This is a genomic window from Shimia biformata (assembly GCF_016888515.1).
Lineage (GTDB): Bacteria > Pseudomonadota > Alphaproteobacteria > Rhodobacterales > Rhodobacteraceae > Shimia_A > Shimia_A biformata.
The window spans coordinates 294,252-312,037 of record NZ_JAFEJK010000001.1 but is presented as its reverse complement, the minus strand read 5'-3'; the positions used below and the strand labels follow the sequence as shown (position 1 = coordinate 312,037).

Annotated in this window: 16 protein-coding genes; 6 read left to right on the top strand and 10 right to left on the bottom strand. The window is 59.9% G+C overall.

Annotated elements, in window-relative coordinates:
- A complete protein-coding gene (locus tag JQ863_RS01385; protein WP_338055463.1) occupies window positions 1-897 on the bottom strand; it encodes a peptidylprolyl isomerase in 897 nt (298 codons plus the stop codon).
- A 125-nt stretch (window positions 898-1,022) separates the two neighbouring features.
- Here JQ863_RS01385 and secA point away from each other — a divergent pair, with 125 nt between their 5' ends.
- The 3 genes from secA to JQ863_RS01370 all read left to right on the top strand — a co-directional run bounded on the left by secA (window position 1,023) and on the right by JQ863_RS01370 (window position 6,425).
- A complete protein-coding gene (gene secA, locus JQ863_RS01380; RefSeq protein ID WP_204112544.1) occupies window positions 1,023-3,725 on the top strand; it encodes a preprotein translocase subunit SecA in 2,703 nt (900 codons plus the stop codon).
- Window positions 3,726-3,819: 94 nt separating this feature from the next.
- Window positions 3,820-4,842: a hypothetical protein gene (locus JQ863_RS01375; protein WP_204112543.1), complete on the top strand. Its 1,023-nt coding sequence runs from the start codon at window positions 3,820-3,822 to the stop codon at window positions 4,840-4,842.
- Window positions 4,843-4,865: 23 nt separating this feature from the next.
- Window positions 4,866-6,425, top strand: a complete 1,560-nt coding sequence (locus tag JQ863_RS01370) for a phosphate ABC transporter substrate-binding/OmpA family protein (protein ID WP_204112542.1) — start codon at window positions 4,866-4,868, stop codon at window positions 6,423-6,425.
- Here the strand turns inward: JQ863_RS01370 and radC are convergent, their stop codons facing one another.
- Window positions 6,426-7,190: a RadC family protein gene (gene radC, locus JQ863_RS01365; RefSeq protein ID WP_204112541.1), complete on the bottom strand. Its 765-nt coding sequence runs from the start codon at window positions 7,188-7,190 to the stop codon at window positions 6,426-6,428.
- Window positions 7,191-7,318: 128 nt separating this feature from the next.
- On the opposite strand from radC, the gene JQ863_RS01360 reads away from it, so the two are divergent.
- The gene (locus JQ863_RS01360) at window positions 7,319-7,978 is read left to right on the top strand and encodes a hypothetical protein (RefSeq protein WP_204112540.1); all 660 of its coding nucleotides are present in this window, start codon (window positions 7,319-7,321) and stop codon (window positions 7,976-7,978) included.
- Between the two features lie 59 nt (window positions 7,979-8,037).
- Here the strand turns inward: JQ863_RS01360 and dnaJ are convergent, their stop codons facing one another.
- Together dnaJ and dnaK are read right to left on the bottom strand one after the other, a co-directional pair.
- The gene (dnaJ, locus tag JQ863_RS01355; RefSeq protein WP_204112539.1) at window positions 8,038-9,183 is read right to left on the bottom strand and encodes a molecular chaperone DnaJ; all 1,146 of its coding nucleotides are present in this window, start codon (window positions 9,181-9,183) and stop codon (window positions 8,038-8,040) included.
- A gap of 79 nt (window positions 9,184-9,262) precedes the next feature.
- The gene (gene dnaK / locus JQ863_RS01350; protein ID WP_204112538.1) at window positions 9,263-11,176 is read right to left on the bottom strand and encodes a molecular chaperone DnaK; all 1,914 of its coding nucleotides are present in this window, start codon (window positions 11,174-11,176) and stop codon (window positions 9,263-9,265) included.
- A 207-nt stretch (window positions 11,177-11,383) separates the two neighbouring features.
- Between dnaK and JQ863_RS01345 the strand changes: the two genes are divergently transcribed.
- Entirely contained in the window at window positions 11,384-11,992 is a 609-nt protein-coding gene (locus tag JQ863_RS01345; RefSeq protein ID WP_204112537.1) for an alpha-ketoglutarate-dependent dioxygenase AlkB family protein, read from the top strand.
- A gap of 2 nt (window positions 11,993-11,994) precedes the next feature.
- On the opposite strand, the gene JQ863_RS01340 is transcribed toward JQ863_RS01345, so the two are convergent.
- The 3 genes from JQ863_RS01340 to JQ863_RS01330 are packed head-to-tail and all read right to left on the bottom strand — an operon-like array spanning window position 11,995 to window position 13,610.
- A complete protein-coding gene (locus tag JQ863_RS01340; protein WP_204112536.1) occupies window positions 11,995-12,393 on the bottom strand; it encodes a DUF5360 family protein in 399 nt (132 codons plus the stop codon).
- 21 nt (window positions 12,394-12,414) lie between these two features.
- Window positions 12,415-13,116, bottom strand: coding sequence for a response regulator (locus JQ863_RS01335; RefSeq protein ID WP_204112535.1), 702 nt, complete (start codon window positions 13,114-13,116; stop codon window positions 12,415-12,417).
- Window positions 13,113-13,610: a MarR family winged helix-turn-helix transcriptional regulator gene (locus tag JQ863_RS01330; protein ID WP_204112534.1), complete on the bottom strand. Its 498-nt coding sequence runs from the start codon at window positions 13,608-13,610 to the stop codon at window positions 13,113-13,115. Before JQ863_RS01330 ends, JQ863_RS01335 begins: the two co-directional genes overlap by 4 nt.
- Window positions 13,611-13,779: 169 nt before the next feature.
- Between JQ863_RS01330 and JQ863_RS01325 the strand changes: the two genes are divergently transcribed.
- Complete coding sequence (locus JQ863_RS01325) at window positions 13,780-14,649, top strand: branched-chain amino acid aminotransferase (RefSeq protein ID WP_204112533.1); 870 nt, start codon at window positions 13,780-13,782, stop codon at window positions 14,647-14,649.
- 57 nt (window positions 14,650-14,706) lie between these two features.
- Here the strand turns inward: JQ863_RS01325 and JQ863_RS01320 are convergent, their stop codons facing one another.
- The 3 genes from JQ863_RS01320 to JQ863_RS01310 all read right to left on the bottom strand — a co-directional run bounded on the left by JQ863_RS01320 (window position 14,707) and on the right by JQ863_RS01310 (window position 17,667).
- Entirely contained in the window at window positions 14,707-15,627 is a 921-nt protein-coding gene (locus JQ863_RS01320; protein ID WP_204112532.1) for a DMT family transporter, read from the bottom strand.
- A gap of 50 nt (window positions 15,628-15,677) precedes the next feature.
- On the bottom strand, window positions 15,678-16,781 hold the full coding sequence (gene aroC, locus JQ863_RS01315; RefSeq protein ID WP_204112531.1) for a chorismate synthase: 1,104 nt from the start codon (window positions 16,779-16,781) through the stop codon (window positions 15,678-15,680).
- Between the two features lie 121 nt (window positions 16,782-16,902).
- Window positions 16,903-17,667: a hypothetical protein gene (locus JQ863_RS01310; protein WP_204112530.1), complete on the bottom strand. Its 765-nt coding sequence runs from the start codon at window positions 17,665-17,667 to the stop codon at window positions 16,903-16,905.
- Between the last annotated feature and the right edge of the window lie 119 nt (window positions 17,668-17,786).

Sequence of the window (17,786 nt, the reverse complement as noted above, 5' to 3'; positions counted from 1 at the left end):
TTATTCCTGCAAGAGGTCGATGTTGTTGATCATGGAAGGATCAACTGCATCTGCGCCAGCTTTGTCAATCGCCGCATTTTCGGTCAGAGCGGTGACGTGGTCGTCAACGATCTTTTCCTGCAGTTCCTGGGTCAGTTCCTGACGCACTTGATCCAGCGGGGGGGCGTCCGAGAAGCGTTTGTCGTTCAGTTTGATGATATGCCAGCCGAACTGGGTTGCGACGGGTTCGGAAAGGGCACCAACTTCGAGCGCGGCGACGGCGTCCTCGAATGGCTGCACCATCTGGCCGGTGCCGAACCAGCCCAGTTCACCACCCGACGGACCCGACGGGCCGGTCGATTCGGTCTTGGCGGTTTCGGCAAAATCGGCGCCTGCCTTCAGGGTTTCCAGCACTTCGGTCGCTTTTTCCTGTGAGTCGACCAGGATGTGAGAGGCATTGAACTCAACTGGCCCCTTTCCATCGACAAAGCGGGCGTCATAGGCGGCCTGCAGTTTTTCCTCGGTCACGGCGTCCGCCAGAAGATCGGCCAGCGCTTCGGCGGCCAGAAGTTGCAGGCGTTCGTTCTTGAGCGACATTTCAACGCGCAGTGGCACGTTGTTCTGGCGCGCTTCGGCCACCAGAGACTGCTGGATCAACTGGTCGAGAATACCGGTGAACAGCACATCCGCCGGGAACTGGTTGTATTGCTCGGGCAGGGCGGCGCGCAGGATGATCATCTGGCCCAGCGTGATGTCCTGGCCGTTCACCGTGGCGACCACGGTTTCGGCAGTTGGCTCCTCAGCGGCGAAAACCGGGGTGGCAAGAGCAATCGCAAGCACGGTGGATCGCAGAAATTTGAGCTGTTTCGACATCGAATGGTCCCTGAGCATGGCCGCGCGGTCTGGCGGCGTTGACACTGTATCATGCGTTCCTTACATCGCCTTGAGGCCAATGCAATAACGCCCTCGCGCTCTTCTTAGGGACATGGGAAAACGGGGGCAAGCGAATGGCACAAACATGCACGTGAACGAGAGGCAGGAATATGCTGGGTCTGGGTAAAATCGCCAAGAAGGTGTTCGGCACACCGAACGACCGCAAGATCAAGGCGACCTTGCCTCTTGTCGAGAAGATCAACGCGCTGGAACCGGAGTTCGAGGCGCTTTCGGACGAAGGTCTGAAGGACAAGACCGAGGAATTGGCCAAACGCGCGATGGAGGGTGAAAGCCTTGATGCGCTGCTGCCCGAAGCCTTTGCCAATTGCCGTGAGGCCGCGCGCCGCGCCTTGGGTCTGCGCGCTTTTGACGTGCAGCTGATGGGCGGGATTTTCCTGCACCAGGGCAATATCTCGGAAATGAAGACGGGTGAGGGCAAGACCCTAGTCGCGACCTTCCCGGCCTATCTGAACGCGCTCACTGGCAAGGGTGTGCATGTGGTCACGGTGAACGATTATCTCGCACGTCGTGACGCTGAGTGGATGGGCAAGGTCTATGGCGCGCTGGGTCTGACCTGTGGCGTCGTTTACCCGCAGCAGGACCCGAACGAGAAAAAGGCCGCTTATGCCTGTGACGTGACCTATGCGACCAACAACGAGCTTGGGTTCGACTATCTGCGCGACAACATGAAGGGCGATCTGGCCGAGATGTTCCAGCGCGAACACAACTTTGCCATCGTGGACGAGGTCGACTCGATCCTGATCGACGAAGCGCGGACGCCGCTGATCATCTCTGGCCCGGCGCAGGACCGCAGCGATCTTTATGTCGCCATCGACAAGCTGATCCCGGATTTGCAGGACGACCATTTCTCGCTTGATGAAAAGACCCGCGCAGTGACGTTTACCGACGAGGGTAACGAGTTTCTTGAGGAACACCTGCACGCGCGCGGATTGTTGCCAGAGGGCCAGTCGCTTTATGACCCCGAAAGCACCACGATAGTTCACCACGTTAACCAGGGTCTTCGGGCACACAAGCTGTTCACCAAGGACAAGGACTATATCGTTCGCGGTGGCGAGGTTGTCCTGATCGACGAGTTTACCGGGCGGATGATGGCCGGGCGCCGCTTGTCTGAAGGTCTGCACCAGGCCATCGAAGCCAAGGAAGGCTGCACCATCCAGCCCGAGAACGTGACGCTGGCGCAGGTGACGTTCCAGAACTATTTCCGGCTTTACAACAAGCTGGCCGGCATGACCGGCACCGCGGCAACCGAGGCCGAGGAATTCATGGAGATCTATGGCCTGGGCGTGGTTGAAGTTCCGACCAATCGTCCCGTAGCGCGGATCGACGATGATGACGCGGTCTATCGCACCGCGGCTGAGAAATACGATGCCATCGTTGCAGCGATCAAGGACGCGCATGAAAAGGGTCAGCCGACCCTTGTCGGCACGACGTCGATCGAGAAATCGGAATTCCTGTCGGACATGCTGAAAAAGGCCGGGATCAAGCACAACGTCCTGAATGCCCGCCAACACGAGCAAGAGGCCCAGATTGTTGCGGATGCCGGCAAACTGGGGGCGGTGACCATCGCAACGAACATGGCCGGGCGCGGGACGGACATCAAGCTGGGCGGCAATGTCGAGTTCAAGATCCTTGAAGCCATCGCTGCCGATCCCGAAGGCGACCACGAGGCGATCCGGGAAAAGATCGAGTCCGAGCACAAGGCCGATGAAGACGCCGTGAAAGCAGCCGGCGGGTTGTTCGTCCTGGCCACCGAACGGCATGAAAGCCGCCGTATCGACAACCAGCTGCGCGGCCGTTCGGGTCGTCAAGGTGACCCGGGGCGGTCGTCCTTTTTCCTCAGCCTCGAAGATGACCTGATGCGGATCTTCGGGTCCGAACGTCTGGACAAGGTGCTGTCGTCGCTGGGCATGAAGGAAGGCGAGGCCATCGTTCACCCCTGGGTCAACAAATCTCTTGAGCGCGCTCAGGCTAAGGTCGAGGGCCGCAACTTCGACATCCGCAAGCAACTGCTCAAGTTCGACGACGTGATGAACGACCAGCGGAAAGTGATCTTCAGCCAGCGCCGCGAGATCATGGAAGCCAAGGACGTCTCGGAAACGACGCAGGACATGCGCAACGAGGTGATCGACGACCTTGTCCATGAATTCATGCCGCCCAAGACCTATGCCGACCAGTGGAACACCCAAGGTCTTTATGCCGCTGTGATCGAGAAGCTGGGGATCGACGTCCCGGTCATCGACTGGGCCGCCGAAGAAGGTGTTGATGACGACGAAATCGCCGAGCGGCTGGAAAAGGCTGCGGACGAGGCGATGGCGCAAAAGGCGGTCAAATTCGGCGCCGAGAACATGCGCATGATCGAAAAACAGGTCCTGCTGCAGACCATCGATACGAAATGGCGCGAACACCTGTTGACGCTGGAACATCTGCGTTCGGTCGTCGGTTTCCGGGGCTATGCGCAGCGCGACCCGCTGAACGAATACAAGACCGAGGCATTCCAGCTGTTCGAAGGCATGCTTGACAGCCTGCGCGAGGACGTGACCAAGACGCTGGCCCATATCCGCCCGATGACGGAAGAGGAACAGCAGCAGATGCTGGCCGAGATGCAGGAACAACGCGCTGCACAAGAGGCCGCAGCCGCCCCGGTAGGCTCAGATACTCCTCCCGCAAACCCCGAAGCGGCCATCGAAGGCTTTGATGAGAACGACCCGGCCACCTGGGGCGATCCGGGCCGGAACAGCCCATGTCCGTGCGGGTCCGGCAAGAAGTTCAAGCACTGCCACGGCAAGATCTGACCATCATCCTTTCCAAGATTGAACCAAAGGGCGCCATATGTGCGCCCTTTTTCTTTGGCATTCCAGTCTTCGGGTGATGTGACCGGAGGTAACGATGACTGAAGATCGTAGTGTTGTAAGACGGTATGCCTTGGCCTGCATGACAGGGACCTGCGCCATTGCAATCGGGTTCCTGATGCAATCAAGCGAGGCAAGCCAGGCGGCCCAAGCCCCTGAGTTCCCCCAGTCCGTCGCGGCCCCCTTGCAGCCGCAGCAGGTGCGACTTCAGGTCAATCCGGTCATCCAAAGCGCAGATGGTCAATCTGTGACGCCGCTGCCCTACCTGCCGAACGAGGCGCTGCGCGAAGTCGATCTGCCCGATCAACCCATTGTTCTTCTGGTGTCGCGGGACGCGCCCGTGGCCGAAATGCCTGCCGAGGAAGCGACACCGATGCTGTCCTGCGACGCGCAACTGACGGCGGAGGCCGGCGCAGCCGCCACAGTGACGCTGACCCTCACGGCGCCTTGCCTCACTGGTGAGCGGGTAACGTTTCACCACGAGGATTTGAAATTTACCCACAGCGTCGGAGCCGACGGCAGTCTGACGATCACTGTCCCTGCGTTGGCAGAAAACGCGGTTTTCATTGCGGCATTCCCTTCGGGCGAAGGTGCGGTTGCAAACGCTGCGATGCCGTCGCTGTCTTTCTATGACCGCGTTGTGGTGCAGTGGCAGGGTGACAGCGGGCTTGAGCTTCATGCGCTGGAATTTGGCGCCGACTACGGTCAGGACGGGCATGTCTGGCGCGCCGCGCCGCGCGATCTGACCTCGGTTCTGGGGGGGCATGGCGGTTTCATGATGACGCTTGGCGATCCGACCGTTCCCGAGGCGCAGCGCGCCGAAGTCTATACCTTCCCCAGCGGTCAGGCCCGGCGCAGCGGCGATGTGTCCCTGTCGGTCGAGGCCGAGATCACGGCAGATAACTGCGGCAAGCAGTACAAGGCCCGTTCGATCGAACTTCTTGGCGGGCAAGCCCCCCGAATCCGCGAGATTGACCTGGCCATGCCGGGTTGCGACGGTGCCGGTGGATTTCTGGTGTTGCAAACCTTGCTGGAAGACCTGAAAATCGCCCAAAAATAAATCGGGCCGGTCAGGAATTCGCAATGAAGCAGTTTCGTGCGGCGGTTATCGCCGCACTTTTTCTTGTTGGTGCCGCTGCGCCTGTTGCAGCGCAGGACGTGACGCTGACGTCGCGTGACGGCGCAGTCGAAATCACCGGCACCTTGTTGGGATTCGACGGCGAATTCTATCGCGTGGACACGGTCTATGGGGAATTGACGGTCGACGGGACCGGCGTGACCTGTGATGGGCCGGGTTGTCCGAACCTGATTGATTTCGTGGCTGAACTGGCCATCTCGGGTTCTGCCACAATGGGCGACGTGTTGTTGCCCGCGCTGGTCGAGGCGTTTGCGCTTCGTAACGGTTATCGCGTGGAGCGGGTGATCACCGATACCCGGCATTTCGAATACCACCTGTTCACTCCTGATCCCGGGCGGAAACTGGCTGAATTCACGTTCCGCGCGTCGAATTCGGACGAAGGTTTTGCCGATCTTCTGGCGGATGAGGCAGATGTCGCCATGTCCCTGCGCGAGATCCGGCCAACCGAGGCGCAGCGTGGGTTCGAAGCCGGTCTTGGCGATATGACCGACACCAATCGCAGCCGTGTTCTGGCACTGGACGGTATGGTGGCGGTTGTTGCGCCGGGCAATCCGGTCGGCGCAATATCGGTTCAGCAGCTGGCCGAAGTCTTTGCCGGACGGATCGACTCCTGGGCGGCGCTGGGCGGTCCCGACGCGCCGATCGGATTGCACCTTCTGGCGCCAAGTTCCGGGTTGAGCCAGGCGGTCGAGGATCAACTGATGACGCCGGCAAAGCTGCCGCTGTCCAACCTGATCGAACGACATGACCGTGGCGCAGCCCTTGTATCCGCCGTGACCCGCGATCCGTTTGGTATTGGCATTGCCAGCTTTGCCGAGACCGGAAATGCCAAGCGTTTGGTGCTGACTGGGACGTGTGGTTTCTCGCTTGAGGCGACCCGGCAGACGATTAAGACCGAGGATTATCCGCTGACCGCGCCGATGTTCCTGTATTTTCCGGCGCGGCGGCTGCCCAAGATCGCGCGTGAGTTCCTGGCTTATACCCGCAGCCCGTCGGCGCAGGTCGTGATCCGGCGCGCGGGTTTTGTCGATCAGGCCCCGGAAGAGGTGCCGCTGGCGGTGCAGGGTGATCGGCTGGCCAATGCGATTAAGGTCGCGGGTGACGACCTGCCCTTTGAGGAATTGCAGGGGATGATCGACACGCTGCGCCCGTTGGCGCGGCTGACGACCTCGTTCCGGTTCCAGCGCGGATCTTCTCGGCTGGATGCGCAATCGCGTTCGAACGTGCAGCAACTGGCTCGCGCCATCGAGGGCGGCAGCTATGACGGGCGCAAGCTGGTCTTTGTCGGTTTTTCCGATGGCGAAGGACCCGCCGCGGGAAACCGCCAGATCGCGCTAAAACGTGCCGAGGCGGTGCGTGACGCGGTTCTGTCTGCCGCCGAGACCGCCAACCCCGAGCAATTGGCGATCGAAGTGCAGGCATTTGGAGAAGCGATGCCCATGGCCTGCGACGACAGCGACTGGGGCCGCCAGGTCAATCGCCGGGTCGAAATTTGGGTGAAATGACTAGAGATAACCCGCACCGCGAAAGCTGAGTTCGCAGTCCTTTCCGATGATTAAGTGGTCATGCAGTGTGATCCCCAGCGCATCTGCGGCGCCGCGGATTTGATCTGTCATGGCGATATCTGCCTCGGATGGGGTCGGGTCGCCCGACGGGTGATTGTGGACAACGATCAACGCCGATGCGTTGAGTTCCAGCGCCCGCCGCACGACCTCGCGCGGGTAGACGGGCACGTGGTTCACGGTTCCTCGAGCCTGTTCCTCATCAGCGATCAGCGTGTTTTTCGTGTCGAGATAAAGCACGCGAAATTGCTCGGTCTCACGGTGGGCCATGCTTGTGTGGCAATAGCGCAAAAGCGCGTCCCAACTGGAGAGGATCTGTCGTTGCATGACGCGACTGCGGGAAAGGCGGTGGGCGGCGGCCTCGACAATCTTCAGTTCCAGAATCACGGCATCACCCACCCCATGGGTTTCCTTCAGCCGTGCGGGGTTGGCCGACAGCACGTTGTTGAAATTACCGAACCGGTCCAGAAGGCGCCGCGCCAATGGTTTCACGTCCTGCCGGGGAATGGCGCGAAACAGGATAAGCTCCAGCATCTCGTAGTCCGGCAGTGCATCAGCCCCCCCGCCCATGAACCGCTCGCGAAGACGCTTGCGGTGGTCGACGATATAGGACGGCAGTCGTCCGCCGCGCGGTACGGCCTGCACAGGCACGTCATCGCGATCAAATGGAAGCGCGGGGGCCTCTGAAAAAGAGGGCGGGTTGGTCATGCGGGCAGGTTGCCACGGTATTGGTTGTCAAATGGTTAAGGTCCAATGACATCTGCGACCATTCTTCTCTTGATTGTTTTCACTTGCTTTGGTTTGACCTTGAGTGGAGTAAAGTAAGCAGGGTCAGGATGAAAAAGATACTACTTACCGCGGTACTTGCAGCGGGCGTCGTTGCCGCATGTTCCGACGGCGCAAACCAATCCATTTCCACCAAGTCGGGTGCCGGGACGGTCACATATGATCAGGCCGTGTTCCAAGTCGAGGAACTGAAGGACGTCGGCGAGGTCCTTGTCCGCTATGAACGTGGAAGTAGCATTCAACATGTGACCTTCAATTCTGAAAGGGCCAAGGAAGGACCGGAAGGCTATTTTCGCGACATTGCGGAAACGTTTTTTGCCGAACAAAACAAACGCTGCGAAGTTGGGCCAGGCTACATGGTCTCAAGGTTTGAGTACAAATACCGGTACCAATGCGGCCTTCAACCAAAGGCAACTTCTATCACGCCGCAAGAATACATGAAGCAATACGCTGGAATTGCGCCACAGTCAGTTTATCAAGCCGGTATCAACTGGAAAATTCTGGAAGATAGCGACAAGAGAAAGCTGCTTGTTGGCGCACCTTCGACAAGCGAAATGGCATCTAGCCATGATCCGACCTACACTTCGAAGCAGTTGCGTTTTGAAGGCGCGGCTTTGAAGTATTTCAAAGAAACCGGACGAGCGTGTGCGGTCAATGCTCCGACGTTGGTGGATGACTTTCACTTCGAATACTCATATAGCTGCACATAGACAGAAAAAGCCGCCGGAACCCATTCCGACGGCTTGTTTTCAGTAGCGGATCGGGCGCACTAGCCTTTCATCGAATCCCAGAACGATTTGACCGATTTGAAAAAGCTTGAGCTTTCGGGGTTGTTCTCTTCCGAGAGGTCCTCGAATTCGCGCAGCAGTTCCTTTTGGCGGCTGGTCAGGTTGACCGGGGTTTCCACTGCCAGTTCGATGAACATGTCGCCCTGGCCGCCGCCGCGCAGCGCGGGCATGCCTTTTGAGCGCAGGCGCATCTGGCGGCCGGATTGCGATCCGCCAGGGATTTTCACGCGGCTGCGGCCGCCGTCGATAGTCGGCACTTCAATGTCACCGCCAAGTGCTGCGGTTGCCATCGACACCGGGACGCGACAGAACAGATTCACACCGTCGCGTTCGAACAGTTTGTGCGGCGCGACCTCGATGAAGATATAGAGGTCACCTGACGGGCCACCGCGCATCCCGGCCTCACCTTCGCCAGCGAGACGGATGCGGGTGCCGGTTTCGACGCCGGCAGGAATGTTGACCGACAGCGCGCGGTCACGCTCGATCCGGCCTTGTCCGCCACAGGATTTGCACGGGTTCGAGATGATCTGCCCCATGCCCGAACAGGTCGGGCAGGTGCGTTCGACGGTAAAGAACCCTTGCTGCGCGCGGACCTTGCCCATGCCTGAACAGGTCGGGCAGGTGGTCGGCTCGGCGCCGTTTTCCGCGCCGGATCCCTTGCAGCTTTCGCACGCGGTAGAGCCGGGCACGTTGATGGTTTTCTGGATGCCGGTATAGGCGTCCTCGAGGCTGACACGCAGGTTATAGCGCAGGTCCGCGCCTCGCGACGCACGTCCCCGGCCGCCGCCACGCTGACCTCCCATGAAATCGCCGAAAAGATCGTCGAAGACATCGGAAAACGCGCTGGCGAAATCGCCCTGTCCGGGATGCCCGCCCCGAGGACCGCCGCCGCCCATGCCGCCTTCAAAGGCGGCGTGGCCAAAGCGGTCATAGGCCGCCCTCTTGTCGGCGTCCTTCAGGACCTCATAGGCTTCGTTTGCTTCCTTGAACTGCGCTTCCGCATCCGGGTTGTCCTTGTTGCGGTCGGGATGAAGTTCCTTGGCCTTGCGGCGAAAGGCTTTCTTGATCTCGTCCGCTGAGGCACCCTTGGAAACGCCAAGCACCTCGTAGAAGTCACGTTTGGACATATGTCACTCCTTCACGGTGCGGAACGCGATGGGCCGGCCCGGTTGCGCGGACCGGCCCCAGTTGGTTCCGTGGACCGAATTACGAACGCTTGTCGTCGTCCAGGTCTTCGAAATCGGCGTCGACGATGTCATCGTCATCGGCCGGACCGTGGTCCGCCGCTGCGGGCTCTTCGGCATCTTCCTGGCTGGCCTTGTAGATCGCCTCGCCCAGCTTCATGGCCGCTTCGGTCACGTTCTGGATGCCGCCACGGATCTTGTCTGCGGCGATGTCATCTTTTTCCAGATCATCCTTCAGCGCCGCAATCGCCAGTTCGATCGCCTCTACGGTGGTCGGGTCGACCTTGTCAGAATGCTCTTCCAGCGATTTCTCGGTCGAGTGGATCAGGCTTTCGGCCTGGTTCCGGGCCTCGACCAGTTCCTTGCGGGCCTTGTCTGCTTCGGCGTTTTCCTCGGCGTCGCGGACCATCTTGTCGATGTCCTCGTCCGAAAGACCGCCCGAAGCCTGGATCGTGATCTTCTGTTCCTTGTTGGTGCCCTTGTCCTTGGCGCCCACCGACACGATGCCGTTGGCGTCGATGTCGAAGGTCACCTCGATCTGAGGCATGCCGCGCGGTGCGGGCGGGATGTCTTCAAGGTTGAACTGACCAAGGATCTTGTTGTCGGCGGCCATTTCACGCTCGCCCTGGAACACGCGGATCGTCACGGCGTTCTGGTTGTCCTCGGCGGTCGAGAAGATCTGCGACTTCTTGGTCGGGATGGTGGTGTTGCGGTCGATCAGACGGGTGAACACGCCACCCAGCGTTTCGATACCCAGCGAAAGCGGGGTCACGTCGAGCAGTACGACGTCCTTCACGTCACCTTGCAGAACACCGGCCTGGATTGCCGCGCCCATGGCGACGACTTCATCCGGGTTGACGCCCTTGTGCGGCTCTTTGCCAAAGAACTTGGTGACCTCTTCGATCACCTTCGGCATACGGGTCATACCGCCGACCAGAACGACCTCGTCAATGTCGCCTGCCGACAGGCCGGCATCTTTCAGCGCGTCCTTGCAGGGTTTCAGAGACGATTTGATCAGGTCACCCACCAGCGATTCCAGCTTGGCGCGGGTCAGTTTCATGACCATGTGCAGCGGCTGGCCGTTCGAACCCATCGAGATGAACGGCTGGTTGATTTCGGTCTGGCTGGACGACGACAGCTCGATCTTGGCTTTCTCGGCCGCCTCTTTCAGACGTTGCAGCGCCATCTTGTCGTTGGTCAGGTCGACGCCGTGTTCCTTTTTGAACTCGTCGGCCAGATAGTTGACGATGCGCATGTCAAAGTCTTCACCACCCAGGAACGTGTCACCGTTGGTCGACTTGACCTCGAACAGGCCGTCGTCGATTTCCAGGATGGTCACGTCGAAGGTCCCGCCGCCAAGGTCATAGACCGCGATGGTGTGGGTGTCTTCCTTGTCCAGGCCATAGGCAAGCGCAGCCGCAGTCGGCTCGTTGATGATGCGCAGCACTTCGAGGCCCGCGATCTTGCCCGCGTCCTTGGTGGCCTGACGCTGAGCGTCGTTGAAATAGGCCGGAACGGTGATGACCGCCTGGGTCACTTCTTCGCCAAGATAGCTTTCGGCGGTCTCTTTCATCTTTTGCAGGATGAAGGCCGAGATCTGGCTGGGCGAATATTTCTCACCCTTGGCTTCGACCCATGCGTCGCCGTTGCCGCCGTTGATCAGTGCAAACGGCAGGTTCTTCTTGTCCTTGGCAAGATCGGCGTCGTCGAACCGGCGACCGATCAGGCGCTTCACGCCAAAGATGGTGTTGTCGGGGTTGGTCACTGCCTGGCGCTTGGCCGACTGGCCCACCAGACGTTCGTCGTCCGTGAAGGCGACGATCGAAGGGGTCGTGCGTGCCCCTTCCGAGTTTTCGATCACTTTGGGTTGCGAACCATCCATGATGGCAACGCAGGAGTTTGTCGTACCGAGGTCGATACCAATCACTTTGCTCATGTTCTTCGATCCCTTCTTACTTAAGGCGATGTCTCAGGCGCGGACCCATTTCGGCATCCTTGCCCGATCCGGTTGTGCAGGCGACCACATCTGGCCGACTGCGCTTCGCAGGGTATATAGGGAGGTGAAACAGGTGCTGCAACCATCCATGACGGGGCGTTCGGCCATATTTTTCGCGAGTTTTTGCAGAAACGAGACAGTTGAGACATGTCATCGCCGCTTCGGGTTAAGGGATTCCAAATATTTGCAGAATATCTGGACCGTGCCGCCTGTGACGCGCTGGTCCATGACCTGCGGGATGTGGCGCGGGTGGCGCCGTTCCGCGTGCCGGTCACACCATCGGGTAAGGTGATGTCGGTGCGCATGACTTCGGCAGGTCGGGTGGGGTGGATCACCGACCAAAAAGGCTATCGCTATGAATCCGTACAGCCTTCTGGCGCGCCGTGGCCGCCGGTGCCCGTCCGGTTGCTGGAACTGTGGCGCGACGTGACCGGGCTGACCCGCGACCCGGATTGCTGTCTGGTCAACTACTACGGTGAAGGCGCGAAAATGGGGTTGCACCAGGACAAGGACGAAGGAGACTTCGATTGGCCTGTGGTGTCGGTTTCGCTGGGGGACGAGGCGCTGTTTCGCATGGGCAATCCGACGCGTGGCGGCTCAACGGACTCCGTCTGGTTGAAATCGGGCGATGTGGTGGTGATGGGCGGCGCGGCACGGCTGGCTTATCATGGCATCGACCGGGTCCGGTTCGGCTCGTCCAACCTGCTGAAGGATGGCGGGCGGATCAACGTCACATTGCGGGTGGTTGCCGGTTGACCTCAACCCGGTAGCGGTGCCCGCAGCAGGTGCCCCAAGTTGGCCATCGACAACAGGACCAGCCAGAGGTTCAGACCCCACCACAACGGGTCAAACGCATCGGTCATAATCCAATAGGAAATCGCCATGACACCGGCACAGAACATCAGCGTCGCTGCGATCAGTGCGAGACGGTGACGCAACGCGGGCGATCCAGAACCAAAACGCGAATAGAGCCCCAGCCCGGCAAAAGCCACGTCGATCGGCAAAAACGACCAGTTCCATGCCACCACCAAGGGGTTGGTGTGGTCCGAGTACATGTATTCTGCCGGGATCGCGACGATCCCCAACGCCAGAGTTGCCGCCAGCAGCCAATAGGCCAGCATTCCGACCTCGGTCACCGTGAGAAGGGGTTTCAGCATGGTCGGTTTCCCAGATGCGGATCAGTCCGGTGCCAGCATGTAACCCGCGCCGCGCACGGTTTGCAGGTAACGTGGCTGTTTGGGGTCTTCTTCCAGCTTGCGGCGCAGGCGGGTGATCTGGACATCCACCGCGCGTTCCTGTGCCTGTCCGCGGTCGCGGCCCAGATCCTCGACCAGTTTGGCGCGGCTGATCGCTTCGCCGGGTTTGGCGGAGAAGATCTTCATTAATTGGCTTTCGGTGGCGGTCAGGCGGACAAGATCTTCGCCTCGCCACATCTCGCCGCGCTCGATATCGTAACGCACCGGACCCAGATGCAGGACCTTGGGCGCGGTGTCGGCCTCGGTCACATCCGGCATCCGCCGCAAGATGGCATTGATCCTGAGCAACAGCTCTTTTGGTTCGAATGGCTTGGCAAGATAATCGTCAGCCCCGGCTTCCAGCCCGCGAATGCGGTCCTCGGTCTCGCCCTTGGCGGTCAGCAGCATGATCGGGGTCATGGACGTTTCGCGGATGGCGCGGGTCAGGGTCATGCCATCCTCGCCCGGCATCATCACGTCCAGCACGATCAGGTCGAAATCGAGACCGGACAGGATGCGACGGGCATGAGCCGCGTCGCGGGCGGCGGTGACCAGGAACCCGTTGCGCATCAGGAACTTCTTGAGAAGCCCGCGGATACGTTCGTCATCGTCAACGATCAGAAGATGCGGCGCCGGTTCGCTCATTGGCCGGACTCCCTGAGGGCGGCGTAGCGGCGTTTCATCTCCTTGTCCATCATGGCCTCCAGCACACGGCGAAAGCCCGAAACGGCCTCGGGTCCGGCATCGCGGTAAGCGGCGCGCATGCGGGTGCGCTGGGCGTCGGACAGCCGGTTCTCAAGCGCCTCGCCCGCCTCGGTCAGATAGAGGTTGCGCTCGCGACGGTCCGCTGATCCGACCCGGCTTTCGACCAGCCCGTCCTCGATCAGAGTGCGCAACACGCGGTTCAACGACTGCTTGGTCACGCCGAGGATTTCCAGAAGGTTCGTGACCGTGGTGCCGGGTGCGCGGTTGATGAAGTGGATCGCGCGGTGATGGGCGCGGCCATAAGCCATGGTTGCAAGGATTCGGTCGGGATCGGCCGTAAACCCGCGATAGGCGAAATACATGGCCTCGATCCCCTGCCTCAGCTGTTCGTCAGTGAGGTAAAGCAGGCTTTCACCGCCATGAGAATCCGCCATGATCCGTCCCCTGGTTCACATTTTGCCTCTTTGATCGTCACAATAAGTCAGCTTTGTTGACATTCCAATACTCAACTGGTAGCGAATCGCAGATTTTGCGCAACTTTATGACCGATGCGGCCTTAACTCGCGCAATAAATGGAAACTGAACGAGAGTGAGGAGGATACCATGGCAGGTTCTTACGCCGATATGGACGGCAAGATCTGGATGGATGGCAAACTGGTCGATTGGCGCGATGCGAACGTGCATATCCTGACCCATGCAATGCATTACGCATCTTCCGTATTCGAGGGCGAGCGCGCTTATGGCGGCAAGATCTTCCTCAGCCGCAAACACTCGGAGCGGCTTCTGAAGTCGGGCGAAAACCTCGACATGAAGATCCCCTACACGGTGGATGAGATCGAAGCCGCGAAGTACGAAGTGCTTGAGGCCAATGGTCTGTCCGACGCCTATATCCGCGTCGTTGCCTTCCGTGGCGCGGGCGAAGACATGGGCGTCTCGGCCCGTCGCAACCCGGTGCGTGTCTTCATCGCCGCGTGGAAATGGGGCAACTACTATGGCGACGCCAAGTTTCAGGGCGCCAAGCTGGATATCTCAAAGTGGAAGCGCCCCAGCCCCGAGACCATCCCGACATCGGCCAAAGCCGCCGGTCTCTACATGATCTGCACCATGTCCAAACACGCTGCCGAAGAAAAAGGCTGCTCGGACGCGCTGTTCTATGACTATCGCGGCTATGTCGCCGAGGCGACCGGCGCCAACGTGTTCTTCGTCAAGGACGGAGAGGTCCACACGCCGCTGCCAGATGCGATCCTGAACGGGTTGACGCGCCAGACCGTGATCGGCCTGCTGAAAGACCGCCAGATCAAGGTGCATGAACGCCACATCATGCCCGAGGAAATGGAAGGGTTCGAACAATGCTGGCTGACCGGGTCGGCGGCAGAAGTCACGCCAGTCGGTCAGATCGGAGACTATACGTTCGAAGTCGGCGCGCTGACGCGCGAGATTTCGGATGCGTATGAGAAGCTGGTGCGCGAATAATCAACTGCACAATCAAGACGACAAGCCCCGCCATCGTGCGGGGCTTTTTCTTTGACTTTATCCCTGCGGCGTCAGGTTCTGACGCGACCCGCGTTTCAGACCCAGTTGCCGTTCGCGCCAGATGATCAGGATACCGGCGGCGATGATGATGCCCGACCCGATTAGGGTGTAGATCGTTGGGATCTCGGCAAAGAAGACATATCCGAACAGGATCGAGAACAGCATCGAGGCATAGTCGAACGGCGCCACGGTTGACGCCTCTGCATAGCGATAGGCCGAGGTCAGGAAAATCTGTGCCACACCCCCGACAAGCCCGGCGGTGACCAGAAGCATCGCCTCGGTTGCCGTGGGCACTACCCAGCCAAGGGGCAGGGTCAGCAGGCTGAGACACGTTGCAGTCAGCGAGAAATAGAACACGATGGCCGAGGTCGTATCGGTCTGGACCAGTTTGCGGATGTGGATCTGCGCCAGCGCCCGGAAAACGGCAGAGCCAAGGATGAACATCACCCCCAGCGTCGCCGCCGTGTCTGCGGCGCCATTTCCAAAGATCGTCAGGCGTGGCCAGAGGACCACAAACACCCCAAGCAATCCGATTCCCACCGCCGTCAGCCGGAAGGCACGCACGGTTTCGCCCAGGAACATCGCGGCGAAGACGACGGTCAGAAGCGGCGCAGCATAGCCGATGGCCGTGACCTCGGGCAGGGGCAACAAGCCCAACCCGGCAAAGCCCAGCGCCATGGCCGTGGTGCCGACAAAGCCGCGCCAGAAATGGCCCATCGGGTTGGTCGCCTTCAACCCGGTCCGCAACTCTCCGCGCTGGGCCAGCCACAACAGGATTACCGGCAAGGCAAAGAAGGAACGGAAGAACACCGCCTGTCCCGGCGGCACATGCGCCGACGCCGCCTTGATGCAGGACGCCATGACGGTGAACAGCAGGATTGCCGTGAGCTTGAACAGGATGCCGCGCGTAGGATTCATGGGGGCACCCTAATCCCGCCGCAGGCCGTGAACAAGTGAAGGAATGGCGGTCAGCCGATCTTGCCGCGGTTTTCACCAACCTGGCCGCGATGCAGCAGCATATGGTCAAGGATCACGCAGGCCATCATCGCTTCGCCGACCGGCACGGCGCGGATGCCGACACAGGGGTCATGGCGGCCTTTGGTCACGACCTCGATCGGGGTGCCGTCCTTGCGGATCGACTTGCGCGGTGTCAGAATCGACGAAGTCGGCTTGACCGCAAATCGCACCACCACATCCTGCCCGGTCGAGATCCCGCCAAGGATACCGCCGGCATGGTTCGACGAATATTCCGGCCCGTTTTCGCCCATGAAGATCTCGTCAGCGTTGTCGGTGCCCTTCAACCGCGCGGCGTTCATACCTTCGCCGATCTCGACACCCTTCACCGCATTGATCGACATCATCGCGGCGGCAAGGTCCGTATCCAGCTTGCCATAGACCGGCGCGCCCAGACCGGCGGGTACATTTCGGGCGACGACCTCGACGATGGCGCCGACCGAATTGTGGTCCTTGCGCAGCTGTTGAAGGTAGTCCTCCCATTCCTGCGCCACCTGCGGCCCTTGTGGAATCCAAAACGGGTTCTGGTCGATCTGGTCCCAGTCGAAATGGCTTCGGTCGATGTCGAGATCACCCATCGCGGTCATGTAACCCTTGATCTCGACCCCCGGTGCCAGCGCCTTGATGGCTTCGCGTGCGATGCCGCCCGCGGCCACCCGCGCCGCCGTCTCCCGCGCCGAGGACCGCCCGCCGCCGCGATAGTCGCGGATGCCGTATTTCTGCCAATAGGTTATGTCGGCGTGACCAGGGCGGAAGGTTTCAGAAATGTCGCCATAGTCCTTGGACCGCTGGTCGGTGTTTTCGATCATCAGTTGGATCGACGTGCCGGTGGTCTGGCCTTCGAACACACCCGACAGGATTTTCACCGCGTCCGGCTCATTGCGCTGGGTCATGTTCTTGTTCTGACCCGGACGGCGCTTGTCCAGCCAGTGCTGCAACATCGCCTCGGTCACCGGCACACCCGGAGGACAGCCATCCACCGTTGCGCCAAGTGCGGGTCCATGGCTTTCCCCCCATGTGGTGACACGGAAAAGATGGCCAAACGTGTTCATCGACATTGCGGCAAGCTCCTGTTTCGCAGCACCATTAGCCCGATTGCCCAATCAATTAAAGCCACTAGAAATGCAAAAAAGGCCACCCAATGCGGATGGCCTTTGAAATATGTCTGGTAATCTGGGATTAGAACCCGCCAGCGATCCCCCAGGTATTGTTAAAGGCCGAGCGATGGTGGAACGATGCACGTCCTTTGCTGGGTTCTCCGCCAATCGGCATCCTAACGGCAAGCGAGAACTGGTCGAGTTCGGTGCCATCCAGGTCCATGCGACCAATACCCCCAACCAGATAAACCGGCGCGGCGCTGCCACCGGCTCCGAAATTGTAGCCAACTGTCAGGCCGTATTGGTCCACGGAGGTTCCGGTGACCGACTCGGATACGTAATATGCGCCAATGTCGAATGCCTGCGTAATGGCATAGTTGAAGTCGACGCCGTAAGCGTCCGAATGACTGGGCGCGCCCAGGTCGTCATAGTCGCCTACGCCATAAAATGCCGTGACCTCGACCCGGTCCGCGCGGAAGCCGCCTTGCAGACCATAAAGATAGGAATACCCGTCAAACGGGCCCGGTCCGTTCAGCTTGGTGTAGTCAAAGAAAGCCCCGACAAACCCGCCATTCCCGAAATAATAGTTGCCGGTTGCGGATAAGCGGAGGATGGTGTCCAACCCGCCAATCGAATCAGGAGACGCAAACCCCGCCCCCAGTCCAAGGCCGAAGTTGTTGAACATCAACTCGGTATCAACCGCCCCTTGGATGCCATCAGCCTCGCCGCCGAACCCTTCCAGGCGATCCCAGCCAAGTGTGAATTCTGTACCAGTGGTTTCGACGGCAAGAGCGCCAGAAGCGGTCATGGCGATTACGCTTGCCGCGGCCAAAGTGTTTCTAAACATTGAAACCTCATTTTGTTTGAAATTTTGATGCCGCCGTAACGACGATCTTTGAATGGGGTCACTGCTATCACGCTGATCGCAAGCCGTCAGCCGTGTGGTCGATCGGTTTTTGTATCGAG